The organism is Seleniivibrio sp. (genome assembly GCF_021209385.1).
In the GTDB taxonomy this organism is placed as follows: Bacteria; Chrysiogenota; Deferribacteres; order Deferribacterales; family Geovibrionaceae; genus Seleniivibrio.
Genome location: NZ_JAJOIL010000015.1, coordinates 1 through 12,291, shown reverse-complemented (window position 1 = coordinate 12,291; position 12,291 = coordinate 1). Strand labels below are relative to the sequence as shown.

The window sequence follows — 12,291 nt, the reverse complement described above, 5'->3', positions numbered from 1 at the left end:
AGTCTTCTGTTCGGCAGAAAACTGTCGTCTCTTCTTACTCATGCGGACCTCCGATTTCTCTTAGTATTTTAAGTCAAAAAACACTTAGAAATCTACTCAGACTGTCTTAATTCGTCGGTCCACTATAGGGATGCAGTTCCGGTATGCAGAAATATGCAATCGGAGTATCGACCACAGGGGTATTGAGCTGGCGAAGTGCATTAACAAGCCACTTTTCGTTATCCGGCAGATAAACGTCATAACCCTGTTCTTTCAGATATGACATAATGCGCTTAACAAGCCAGTCTTCGCCTGTTTGAACCAGTTTTTTAAGAATTTGTGCCAAGTCAGGATTTAAAGGTTGTCTCATACAGAACTTATACCACGTTTGGACATTTTTTTCATGCATATAGAAGAAAAAAAGATATGACAACTCATCACACTTAATTGTAAAAACAATCGGAGTGTTTTATACTATCCGCCAGATACGGAGAAAATATGAAAACAGAAAAATTTATCACATCTCTTTTCATGCTGAATATAATTCTGGCTCTAATACTTGTCTATGCAATGAGATCCGACGGCATCATCGCCGTTTTTGAAGATGTATTCTATTCAAAGAAAGTTTCGGCCGGTTATATGACTTTTTCTCCCGAACTTCTGGGAAATTCTTTTAAAAGAGACACGGAAGCCGACAAAAACGAAGGATATAACCGGATATTCACAGAAACAAACATCCAAAGACGATATCTGACCGGAATCTCAAATATTCCGCCCGTTGAAAGAGCGGGACTTATCATAAAGCTGATGGGAAACTCTGGCGACGGAACCTGTCTGAACGGCAAAGATATAATTGAAAAGATAAAACTCACTGAACACCGCAAAGGGTGTTCCGAGGATTTCGCAGAGGTATTCTCCGTTATTGCCGGATACACCGGATTGGAAACACGCATTGTAAAAAACAGCAAACACTACGGCGTGGAAATATTCGACGGCAAAAAGTGGTTTTTTACCGATCCTTATTATGCAGTTATCCCGTTTGACGACAGCTCCCGTCCGCTCTCCTTCACAAACATGGCGGACAGGATAAGCAAAAACAGGCAGGTCAGGCTTGAATGTGTCGGCGGAAACAACCACTGCTACGCCGGAAAACCTTCCGAAAGTCATCCGTATTTCAGCGACAGAGCAGCGTTTTCATCTGTTTATGTTCTGATGGGAAACAATATTTTCGGCATATTAAAAAAAGAGGCAATAACGCCTCTTAAGCCTGAATTCGTATATACTTTCGCACCTTACAGAGAGGTGAAACCCCATTGGGCGCACCTTATCACTGATATGGAAAATACAGACCACCTGCGCAAGATAGTAGTCAGTTTCATGATGCTCTGGATAGGGCTGTTTATTGCAACGGATGTTGTACTTCCTCTGTATTTTATCTATTCTAAACTTTACCAGAAGAGGAAATAGGCTATTTAAATTCCGCCCACACAGGCGCGTGGTCAGAGGGTCTTTCCATACCCCTGACCTCATAATCTATTCCGGCGCTCACACATTTTGCCGCAAGTTTCTCTGTGGCAAGGATATGATCTATCCGCAGTCCGCGTTTCGGCTCGGCTTCAAACCCTTTACTGCGGTAATCAAACCAGCTGAAAAACTCCTTACTTTCGGGGTACAGACTTCTGTAAACATCTTTCAGACCGCATCCGCACATGGTTTCAAACCATTCGCGCTCTTCCGGCAGAAAGCTTGTCTTGCCCTCTTTAAGCCATCTCTTCGCATTCTGCTCGCCAATGCCTATGTCAAAGTCAGTCGGAGCAACATTCATATCACCCACCAGAATAACATCAGCATCTTGCCCGCAACAGCTATTCAGGTAGTTTGACATATCAGCATAAAACTTTGCTTTAGCAGGAAATTTTACCGCATGATCTCTGCTTTCTCCCTGTGGAAAATAACCGTTTATAAAGACAAAATCATCGTATGCACACATGATCATGCGTTTCTGAGCATCATCATCATCGGTCGGAAAGTTCTTCTGGACACGCAGGGGAGCTTTTTTTCGACATCACAGCGACACCGTAATGTGTCTTCTGCCCTGTGAACTCAACGTGGTACCCCATACCGTTTATCTCAGCTACGGGAAATTCGTGATCCTGAACCTTGGTTTCCTGTAAACCTATTATATCAGGGGAATGTCTGTCTATTAGCTTCTGAATCTGATGAAGTCTTGTCCGTATACTATTTACATTAAAAGAAATTATCTTCACTTTATCTCCTCAGTTTCAAATCTGTCGCCGAATCTGTAGTCTTTTTCCGCCTTTGTACCCAAAATCTTTTCCAGATATTTCGGATGCGCTCCGAAGCCGGGGCGTACGCTTCGGATATTCTCTTCCGTAAACATCTCGCCCTTTTTGATATCTTTGGCTATATACAGACTTCTTGCGAACCGTCTGTTCTTCATCTTTTTATCGGTCATGGAATAATCCGCAACCGAGCAGTTTTTCCGTATCGCGCACAGCCTTTACCATATCTGCAAATTCCTGCCTGTTCAACGAAAAATCGGCATCAGGACCGCCCGCGCTCCTGTCCAGAATGAAGTGCTTTTCAATGACTTTTGCCCCCAAGGCAACTGCCGCTATAGGTGCCGTTATGCCCATTGTATGATCGGAAAATCCTGTACAAACGCCAAACCGCTCCGCCATATCGGGTATTGTGCGCAGGTTAGCATCCTCAAGAGGCGCAGGATATGCGCTGGTACACTGCAAAAGAACGATATCGTTGTTGCCGACAGTCCGGCAGACGCTTACGGCGTCTTCAATATCGCTGTATCCTGCTATTCCGGTTGAAATTATCATAGGGCGCCCTTTGGATGCGGCATATTTTATCAGTGCATGGTCGGTTATTTCGTATGATGCTATCTTGTAAGCAGGTGTATCAAGCTGTTCAAGAAGATCAACGGCTGTTTTATCGAAAGGCGAAGAAAATATTTCTATGCCGATTTTGCGGGCATGTTCAAACAGTTCTGCATGCCACTCCCACGGTGTATAAGCCTCCTGATACAGGCTGTAAAGGGTTCTGTCGTCCCAGAGGGTTCCGCCTTTTATAACGAAATCCTCACGGTCGCAGTTCAGCGTGAGGGTGTCAGCGGTGTAGGTCTGTATTTTTACGGAATCGGCACCCGCTTCTTTCGCCGCGTCTATGCTGTCAAGGGCGGTCTGAAGGCTCCCGTTGTGGTTTGCGCTCAGCTCCGCAATGATAAAAACGTGTCCAGAATCAAGATCGAATTTTCCTATTTTCATGTTCTACCCGAAGAAGTTATATACGAACCCCAACACCGCTGTGCCTTTTTCCGGCACACTTTCCGTGGGTATACTGCATATCGTCCTTTCTGCCGCAGAGTTTACCCAGAGCCGCAGGTCGCAGAAGTTGAAATGGTCGCGGATTAAGACGGTGCTTGAAATTCTGGGATTTATCTCAAACACATAAAACACTCCGTCCGCCTCTCTTGTCTGGATATTGATACTGCCAGTTATACAGAATCTTTCTGTCAGGACAGTTGCATATCGTTCCAGTTCTTCGATTTTTTCTATCTCTGCATAGGATGTCATTCCACCTGTCAGCTTTCTTCTGAAAGTAATCGCACCGCCGCCGAACACCGCAGTGGTGTATTCTTTGTCAGCATTGCCTATGTATTTCTGGATAATATATTTTTCCGTGTTGATGCGTCCAGTGACAGCCTCAAGCTCAGGTTTGCTGTTCACTATGAAAAAACCTTTACCATGAATGGAACGTCTGGTCTTTATGATGGTGGGAAATCCAAGGTCACCAGAATAATCTTTTAAGGGTCTTGTATCAGGGGTCTTTATGCTCAATTCATTAAGTGTTGCTGCTGTTTTCAGTTTATCGAAAAAAGTATCGAGTATCTTGTCGCCATTGATGAGGATTTTCTGCGAAAACCTGCCTCTATTGGCGGCAAACCACATTATATCTACTTCGGATGATGGAATTATCATATCTATGGAATATTTTGCCGCGATGTCTACAATAGCATCGCCGTAGGCTTCGGCATCCGTGCGCGGAACCGTAAAAAAACCGTCCGCCGAATTTTCGCAGAAGATATGCTCCTTTATATCCGCCGCAAACACCTTAACTCCGTCAGCGCGGCTTTTGAGCAGTATATTGATTATGTTTCCGCCGATATCGCCTCCGGCGGATGTGACAAGAATATTATACATTTTTTTCCTCCCGCATCAGAACCTCCGCCAGATATTTATGGTCGTTCAGCTTCTCTATCATGGAAAATAGCGGCGCTCTGTCATATTCGTAGCGCACATGCTCGTGCTTTTTGGCGGTTGTGTCCACCACAGCGAAAGAACCTTTATTGTGGTCTCTCGGCTGCCCGACGGATCCTGGATTTATAAGCGTGAACCCGTCACCTGCTCTGACAAGCGGATGATGAGTATGCCCTGTGAACAGATACGGCACTGATACATTGAAATCAATGTCCGTCTCTTTATAAATATATTCGTCTATGCCGCGCGGTGAACCGTGAAAAGCCTCAAAATCAGCTCTTATCACGCTTTCGCGCATATTTTTCATAAAGCTCAGACACTCGTCTGTAATGTTTTCAGCCAGCAGGCTGTATGACGTACCGTATCTTTCGCCGAAAGCGTTTAAAACATCAGGTTTATCTATGTTTTTCAGAAAGTTATCGTCATGGTTTCCCTTAACTGAAACAAGCCCGTCAAGCCCGTTCAGAAGAGTTACGCACTCGTTCTGGAAGTAGTAATACCCCGCCATATCCCCAAGGAAAACGTACATATGTGGTCGATATGCCTCCATCAGTTTCAGCGCCCGTTCAAGTGAATGGACGTTGCCGTGTATGTCGGAAAAGACAGCCAGTATCACAGGCACTCTCTGATTATCATTTCAGCCGCCTGATCAGGTGTTTTCAGCCTGCCTTCACGCGCCAGACTGTCAAAGACATCATGTTCGCGCCCGTCTTTAAAGTCCCTTATCTTCGCCTGCATATCCGTATCCACCACACCTGGGTCGATATTGAAACATTTTATATCGGAGCAGTCGTTACCAAGGCAGTTGACATACATCTCCATTGCCGCTTTCGCCGTGCAGTAAAGGCTCCAGCCGTGCAGACTGCGCCGCGCCGCGCCTGATGTGATATTCACAACACGAACGTCCTGTGCCTTGCCGCGCACCGACCGAACAAAGCCGTTCAAAAGCAGTATGGCGGAAGTGACGTTTACGTTTACGGAATCGACCACATCATCAGCATCCAGTTCGCAGGCATCCGTCAGGCTGCCCATGGTAAATGCGTTGTTTATAAACACATAGCTGCCGTATCCTGTGCGCACGGACAGCATCTTTTCCAGTCCGCATCTTTTCACAGTCTCAACATCACTAAGGTCTGCGCATATATTAATGTGCGCTCTGTCTTCGGGCATACGCCTGTTGACCGTGATGATATCGCAAGAATCTTTCAGCGCATCGAAAAGCCCTTTGCCAAGTCCTGCGGTGGTTCCTGTGATGACGACAAGCCTCTCTTTCATCCAATATCCTTAAGCATCATTGAAATGCTGTCTTTCATTTTGTCCGCGTCAAAGCTGTCAAACACGCAAAAGCCGTTTCTGTGGAGATATTCAGCCATGAACCGCTGATTGTCCGCAGTTTTAACAGCTATGAACGGGATGCCCATATAAAACACCTCGTTCATAGTCACGCTGGGCGTAACTATGCAAACCGCATGAATTCATTATTTCAGCTATGTTATCAGCATTTATGTGTAAAAATACGTTGCCTTTTTCCGCACACTTTTTGAGGTTCTCAAGTCCTGCATTTGCGGATGTCGTCACCACATGTGCAGTAAGCGAAAAAGCGTCAAGCACATCGAGTATTTTTTCGTTCAACTGTGCCGTATCAGCGCCGCCCATTGCGATAAACAGGCTGTTTCTGTCAGGTCTACGCCCTTTTGCTTTTTCAATGATAAACTCGTCACGCAGAAGGGTATATTCAGCGCCACATCTGATCTCGCATCTATCAGGCACCAAACCCTTATAGAGCTTCGCATCTGCATATACGTTATGGTTCAGAAGCACGTCGCAGTGATGCTTTTCATAAGTATCATCCAGACAAAAAATCTTTATGCCCGTAAGCTCTTTAATACGCTTTTCAAATCCAAAGTCTATCCCGTAATGATCTATCACGAGGGTCTTTGAGCCGTGTTTTTCTATAAGCCGTGCAAGTTCCTCCGCGCTGTCGCCGGACAGAACTTCAAAAGGATATCCTGCGGCGGTTATCCTGTGGTTTATGCTGCCGCGAAGATCGCGCACCGCAAACAGAACGCTTTCAAACTCTTTTGCCAGCACAAGGTCACGCATTATATGCCCGGTGCCTATTTCGGACGATGAATCCGCCCTTATTATAACCTCAGTCATCGGCTCTCAGTATGGCATCGAACATAAGCTCCGCCCGTTTCCAGTCCTCCGGTGTGTCGATGTCCTGCACAAGATAGCGCGGAATGACCACAGGGATACTCACATTGCTGAACATAACGGCATCCTTATGCTGTTTCTGCCTGCTCCTGCATGTCCAGTAGAACTGTCCGGCATCCTGATAAGCCTCTTCAAGATCCTGACTGCGTGAAAAAAAACACTCAGGAAAGAACATCTCCGCCCTGCCCTGCCCGTCTATGCGGAAGGTTCGCTGTATAGGAAACGGCATGGTCGCGCATGAGAACGCGTTCACCGCATCGCTGTCTTTCAGCAGTTCATAACCTTTTCTGATGTATTCGCCCCGAATAAAGGGAGCAGTGGCATAGATGGTGCAGACGAAATCATAATATTCGCTCTGTTTTTCAAAGAACTCAACGGCGTGGTCAATGACTGATGCAGTGGAAGCAAAATCGTCCGCAAGCTCTTCCGGACGCACAAAAGGTACTTCCGCTCCGTACCGACGGGCGACGGAGGCAATCTCTTCGTCGTCAGTCGAAACGATTACCCTTGTAAAAAGTCCGCAGTCAAGCGCCGCCTGAATGGAATAGGCTATCAGCGGTTTTCCGCGGAAATCCTTGATGTTCTTGCGGGGAATCCGCTTGCTTCCGCCCCTTGCGGGTATCACAGCCAGTGTCCTATCCATTGATAAGCTCCTTAACGCAAGCGATGACCATATTCTGCTGTTCGTCTGTCAGAGCGGGATACATCGGCAGCGAGAAACATTCGTCATAATATGCGTCCATGACGGGCGTATACTCTTCACCATACCCAAGTGCTTTGTAATACGGCTGTTTATTTATCGGAATGTAATGAAGCTGTAAACCTATCCCGCATTCACGCATTTTTATAAAAAATTCCGCACGGGTCAGCGGACATTTTCTGAAATCAGTACGCGCAACATAAAGGTGATATGACGAACGTCCGTCAAAGGTGTAAAGCGGTTTCACCGCCGTGTCTTCAAAAGCGCTGTCGTATCTCTGTGCCAGTTCCTTGCGTCTCTGCACAAAAGCGCCGAGCTTTTTGAGCTGTGAAATACCCAGTGCGCACTGAATATCCGTTATCCTGTAGTTGTATCCAAGCTCCTGCATCTCGTAATACCAATGGTTTTTATTGCCTTTGGCATCATATGCCATCTCGTCGTTTACAAAACTTTCGCGGACTATACCGTGTGTTCTGAGCCTTAAAACCTTGTCGTATATCTCTTTTGAATTGGTGGTGACAGCGCCGCCCTCCCCCGTCGTCAGGTGCTTTACGGGATGGAACGACAGAATTGAGCAATCCGAATTTGCACAGCTTCCCGCCTTTATTCCGCTGTCCTCTGCACCGATGGAATGTGCGCAGTCCTCAAGTATTTTTATATTGTAAGTATCTCTGATGTACTGAAGTTTTTTCTGATCAAGCGGGTTCCCTGAAAAATGGACGGCGTATATAGCTTTGATGCTTCTGTCTTTTTTTATCATCCCTTCGCAGAGGTCGAGATTGATGTTGCCGTCCGATGTGATGTCGCAGAAGACTGGTTCGCCACCTGCGTAAAGGATTGAATTTGATGTCGCCGCAAACGAGTTAGGCGTGGTGAGCACTCTGTCTTTTTCAGAAATAAGAGCGAGGGATGCAAGGTGCAGTGCAGCAGTTCCGTTGCTCACGGCAACAGTATATTTTGCGTCTGTTACGCCGCAAAGCGCCCCTTCAAACTCTGCTACTTTCGGTCCCGTGGTGAGATAATCCGACCGCAGAACATCCGCAACAGCTTCAATATCGTCCTCACCGATGTTCTGTCTGCCGTATGGTATAAACGTCATTCTATACCTCTTTCAAAAGCTCCCTGAACTGCTCGTGGGAGAGCCATTCGGCGTTCTTATCCGAACTGTATTCAAAGCCCTGCTCAACTTTTTTGCCGTCCTCGCCCAGCAGATTTCTGGAGAAATCCACCTGAAACGCAAACTGTATGGTGGGGCTTATGACGTAATGGTCGTGAAATTCGTATGTAAGGTGGGAATCATCCGCCGGACACATTGTCTCGTGAAGTTTTTCTCCGGGGCGGATGCCGATTATCTTATGCGGCAGCTCCGGCGCCATCGCCTTTGCGAGATCGGTCATATACATTGACGGTATCTTCGGTATGAATATCTCGCCCCCCTGCATTCTTTCAAAATTTTTAATAACGAAACCCACACCCTGTGCCAGAGTGATGAGGAATCTCGTCATCTTTGCATCGGTGATGGGCAGTTCCTTAATTCCGTCGTTTATCATCTTCTGAAAAACAGGAACAACGGAGCCGCGGCTTCCGATAACGTTTCCGTATCGCACAACGGAAAAACGGCTTCTGCGTTTTCCCACTATGTTGTTTGCCGCTATGAAAAGTTTGTCGGACGCGAGTTTTGTTGCGCCGTACAGATTTACGGGGTTTGCCGCCTTATCGGTTGATAGAGCTATTATCTTGTCCACATGGTTGTAAAGAGCCGCCTGAATGACGTTCTCTGCGCCGTGGATGTTTGTCTTTATACATTCCATGGGGTTGTATTCCGCTGCGGGAACCTGTTTCAGAGCCGCCGCATGGATAACGTAGTCAACACCCTGCATGGCTTCCTTAAGTCTTTCTCCGTCGCGCACGTCGCCTATGAAATATCTCATGCAAGGCTGGTTGAAGACCATGGACATTTCAAACTGTTTCAGTTCGTCACGGCTGTATACGATAACCCTGTTGGGCTGGAATTTTTTAAGAAGTATCTCTATGAATTTCTTTCCGAAGCTTCCGGTGCCTCCGGTGATAAGGATGTTCTTTCCGTTAAACATTTTGTACTCCTTGTCCCTTCAATAGTATCCCATGGGAAACGAATATACAATTGAATTGTCCTTCGCCTTGAAACAGTAAGGGGGCGGTCACTGCCATGACCGCCCCCTCCGTAACTCTTCTCTGATTCTGTCAGAGCTTAACGGATTCCGTTTTGCGGATGATGGTTACCCTTCCCGCCTCGAATTTCACTTCAACGGAACCGTAGAAATTAGTCTGGAACATCTCTTTGAGCATATCGTTCAGTTGTTCCATCTGCGATTTATTGTTATTATTGTCTTTTTTCTGTACAGTCATTGCAGCCATAGTATTTTCCTCCAAAAACTACATTTTATAAGGCATTTAAGCTTACTGAAGAAGCTGCATTGCCATCTGAGGTATCTGGTTGGCCTGTGCAAGCATTGAAACGCCTGCCTGTGCCAGCATCTGGTACCTTGTAAATGTAGACATCTCTTCCGCCATATCGAGGTCGCGTATTCTTGATTCAGCAGCTGTCATGTTCTCTTCAGCTGTGTCAAGGTTTGCGATGGTGTGTTCAAGTCTGTTGACCTGTGCACCGATAGTCGCTCTTACGCTTACCACCTGTGCGATGGCGGCATCAATATCCGGTATCGCAGCCTGTGCAAGGTCCTGCGAAACCATAGTGATGTTGTCGAGACCGAGACCTGTCACGTCGAGCTGAGGGATGCTCACTGCAAGCGTCTGCCCTGCGTTTGCACCGATCTGAAGGTCTGTGGAGTTATCCACTATGTGCAGGAAAAAGTCCTCTTTCGCTGCAGCTGCGTTTGTTGAGAAAACAACCTGATCTTTGGTGTTGTCCCATGTTTCATCAACGCCTGCTCTTGAATCAAGAACTATCTCAACACCGCCGATGATGCCGTAAACTCTGTCGTTTCCGGTTTCATCTGTTCCTTTAAGTTCACCTGTGTGCGCATCGTACACTGTCACTTTTGTGGTGTTGTTGGTAGCTGCCTGAATCTGGTTAAGGCTGAGACCGTTTATAAGGTCTTCGTCACCGGAGAAGGCAAGCTGTCCCTGTTCGCCTGTAAGGGCGGTCTGGATGATGAAAGTACCTTCAACAGCCTGAATACCGCCGTTGGGGTTTGCCAGAGAAACATAGTCCACAAGGTGGCTGTTAACGTTGTTGTTGTCTGAACCCATGCCCAGACCGTTAACGATTGCGTCTGTAAGTTTCTGTTCAAAGTCGGAAATGGTGTCGTCCGCTTCAAGATAGATTGTTGCGGATGTACCGTTACCCCAGACAGTCAGTTCCTGTTTATTGTCGAACAGGTTGTTTCCGTCGGAATCCGTGAACACTGAAATATCTTTGAGCTTGGTGGTTGTGGCTGCGGCTTCACCTGCTCCGTTGACTTTCAGCTGCAGATCTCCGACTGTCGTAAACCCTGTGGGGGTGGGTGATCCGTCGTTACTGTCTTCCTTGAAGTTAACTGTCATGTTTCCAAGGTCTATGTTTCCTGTTTCAGAGTTGATGCTTGCATAGTAAACAGTCACGCCGTTTGTATCCACAAAGTTATCGCCGTTGTTCGCTTCTGTCAGCGAGTTGGGGCTGAGGAACTTAAGTGTAGGACCTGTCTGGTTTGCGGGTCCGCCGGATACTGTTATAGTACCGCCGCCGGATGTGGCAACGCTGCCTGCGGGTGCAGTGTGTTCGCCTGAGAAGCTCAGAAGAACCTTGTCGCCATCCTGAATTTTACCGCTGACACCAAGGTCAAGAGTAAGGTTGAAAGCGAGCGTACCGCCTGCGGAGTCTTTAAGTGCTGTTGTGTTGGATGCTGTGATAGTTACAACAGAACCTGTGGCGCTGATGTTTATCTCTTCCCAGTCGGAAGTTGTTCCGGTAAGGGCGTTGATATATCTGATCTGTGCTTTGTATGTACCGCCTGCACTGACGTTATCATCGAACATAACTTCGATGTAGCCGGAAGATGTGGCATCTGATGCAGCATCGGAACCTGCAGACGTAATAGAGTATGAAGAACCTGTCTGCATGTAGGAACCTGTCAGAGTAACAGATGCACTTGTAGTTGTTGCCGCGTCAATGTCGCCCACTGTAACTGTGTAATAGCTTGTTCCTGTGGAAGCAAGCTGGTTTGCGTCTGTTACAGATGCGATATTGGTATCGTTTGTTCCATCAACGATCTCTGAAGCGATTGAATCATCGTTCAGCGTCATGATGTCTGTTTTGAATATCTGGTTTGTGCCTGCTTTGGTTTCAAGGTTGATCTTGTAGTTACCTTCGTCAACCTCATCTCTGATGATTGCTTCGATGTCGCTGGAGCTTGCAGACCAGAGAGCTGTTCCGTCGCCATTCAGAAGTTTTTTGGTGTTGAACTCAGTAGCAGTGGAGATTCTGTCGATCTCGTCTTTAAGCTGTTCAACCTCTTTCTGAATTTCAATACGGTCGTTTGAAGTGTACACGCCGTTGGACGCCTGCACTGCGAGCTCACGCATCCTTTGGAGCATGGAGCTTACTTCTTCCAGTGCGCCTTCAGCCGTCTGCAACATTGAGATACCGTCCTGTGCGTTCATAGATGCACGTTGAAGGCCGGTAATTTGACCTCTTAATTTCTCAGATATTGCAAGACCTGATGCGTCGTCTGCTGCGTGGTTAATACGGAGACCCGATGAGAGTTTTTCAATTGATGATGCCAGCGCTGTCTGGCTTCCGCTCAAGTGTCTTTGCGAGTTCAAAGACATGATGTTTTGATAGACTGTAAGTGCCATTCTATCCTCCTTGATTGTTTCAATAGAGGTCATGCGCATCCTTGCGCATTTTTCTCATCGACACCTTTTGATTAGTTCTTTAGGGGGAAAATAAAAATAAATTTAAACTAATTTATAACCCATTGAAACATAAGGATAAAAAAAATCAAAAAAATAGATAAAAAAAAGCCTTCCCGGACAAAGGAAAGGCTTCAGGCATCAAAAATATTTTCTATATTCTCTTAATCTCCCCCTTAAAAAAACGGGGGATTAAGGGGGAGATTTTAC

General features: G+C 46.5%; 12 protein-coding genes and 2 pseudogenes. 1 reads left to right on the top strand and 13 read right to left on the bottom strand.

All coding sequences use genetic code 11. From position 1 onward, the window contains the following. Positions 1–106: 106 nt before the first annotated feature. Positions 107–349, bottom strand: coding sequence for a hypothetical protein (locus tag LRY47_RS04475; RefSeq protein ID WP_295222963.1), 243 nt, complete (start codon positions 347–349; stop codon positions 107–109). Between the two features lie 128 nt (positions 350–477). Here LRY47_RS04475 and LRY47_RS04470 point away from each other — a divergent pair, with 128 nt between their 5' ends. Beyond that, a complete protein-coding gene (locus LRY47_RS04470; RefSeq protein ID WP_295222961.1) occupies positions 478–1,446 on the top strand; it encodes a hypothetical protein in 969 nt (322 codons plus the stop codon). 1 nt (position 1,447) lies between these two features. Here LRY47_RS04470 and xthA read toward each other — a convergent pair. The 12 genes and pseudogenes from xthA to LRY47_RS04400 form a co-directional block, all read right to left on the bottom strand. Next, a pseudogene (gene xthA / locus LRY47_RS04465) lies at positions 1,448–2,246 on the bottom strand (exodeoxyribonuclease III). Beyond that, positions 2,243–3,278, bottom strand: a pseudogene (pseI, locus tag LRY47_RS04450) (pseudaminic acid synthase). The pseudogenes xthA and pseI overlap by 4 nt, the downstream one beginning before the upstream one ends. A gap of 3 nt (positions 3,279–3,281) precedes the next feature. After that, a complete protein-coding gene (locus LRY47_RS04445; RefSeq protein WP_295222954.1) occupies positions 3,282–4,214 on the bottom strand; it encodes an ATP-grasp domain-containing protein in 933 nt (310 codons plus the stop codon). Next, positions 4,207–4,887: a metallophosphoesterase family protein gene (locus tag LRY47_RS04440; protein ID WP_295222952.1), complete on the bottom strand. Its 681-nt coding sequence runs from the start codon at positions 4,885–4,887 to the stop codon at positions 4,207–4,209. Before LRY47_RS04440 ends, LRY47_RS04445 begins: the two co-directional genes overlap by 8 nt. Then, positions 4,884–5,546 carry an SDR family NAD(P)-dependent oxidoreductase gene (locus LRY47_RS04435; protein ID WP_295222950.1) on the bottom strand — a complete coding sequence of 221 codons (663 nt, stop codon included), beginning with the start codon at positions 5,544–5,546 and terminating at the stop codon, positions 4,884–4,886. The genes LRY47_RS04440 and LRY47_RS04435 overlap by 4 nt, the downstream gene beginning before the upstream one ends. After that, positions 5,543–5,692, bottom strand: coding sequence for a hypothetical protein (locus LRY47_RS04430; RefSeq protein WP_295222948.1), 150 nt, complete (start codon positions 5,690–5,692; stop codon positions 5,543–5,545). The genes LRY47_RS04435 and LRY47_RS04430 overlap by 4 nt, the downstream gene beginning before the upstream one ends. Further along, the gene (pseG, locus tag LRY47_RS04425) at positions 5,667–6,431 is read right to left on the bottom strand and encodes a UDP-2,4-diacetamido-2,4,6-trideoxy-beta-L-altropyranose hydrolase (RefSeq protein WP_295222946.1); all 765 of its coding nucleotides are present in this window, start codon (positions 6,429–6,431) and stop codon (positions 5,667–5,669) included. Before pseG ends, LRY47_RS04430 begins: the two co-directional genes overlap by 26 nt. Further along, a complete protein-coding gene (gene pseF, locus LRY47_RS04420) occupies positions 6,424–7,131 on the bottom strand; it encodes a pseudaminic acid cytidylyltransferase (protein WP_295222944.1) in 708 nt (235 codons plus the stop codon). The genes pseG and pseF overlap by 8 nt, the downstream gene beginning before the upstream one ends. Then, a complete protein-coding gene (pseC, locus tag LRY47_RS04415; RefSeq protein WP_295222943.1) occupies positions 7,124–8,287 on the bottom strand; it encodes a UDP-4-amino-4,6-dideoxy-N-acetyl-beta-L-altrosamine transaminase in 1,164 nt (387 codons plus the stop codon). The genes pseF and pseC overlap by 8 nt, the downstream gene beginning before the upstream one ends. 1 nt (position 8,288) lies before the next feature. Then, positions 8,289–9,281, bottom strand: coding sequence for a UDP-N-acetylglucosamine 4,6-dehydratase (inverting) (pseB, locus tag LRY47_RS04410; RefSeq protein WP_295222941.1), 993 nt, complete (start codon positions 9,279–9,281; stop codon positions 8,289–8,291). A gap of 130 nt (positions 9,282–9,411) precedes the next feature. Next, a complete protein-coding gene (locus tag LRY47_RS04405; RefSeq protein WP_295222939.1) occupies positions 9,412–9,585 on the bottom strand; it encodes a hypothetical protein in 174 nt (57 codons plus the stop codon). Between the two features lie 42 nt (positions 9,586–9,627). Continuing rightward, positions 9,628–12,024, bottom strand: a complete 2,397-nt coding sequence (locus tag LRY47_RS04400; RefSeq protein ID WP_295222937.1) for a flagellin — start codon at positions 12,022–12,024, stop codon at positions 9,628–9,630. Between the last annotated feature and the right edge of the window lie 267 nt (positions 12,025–12,291).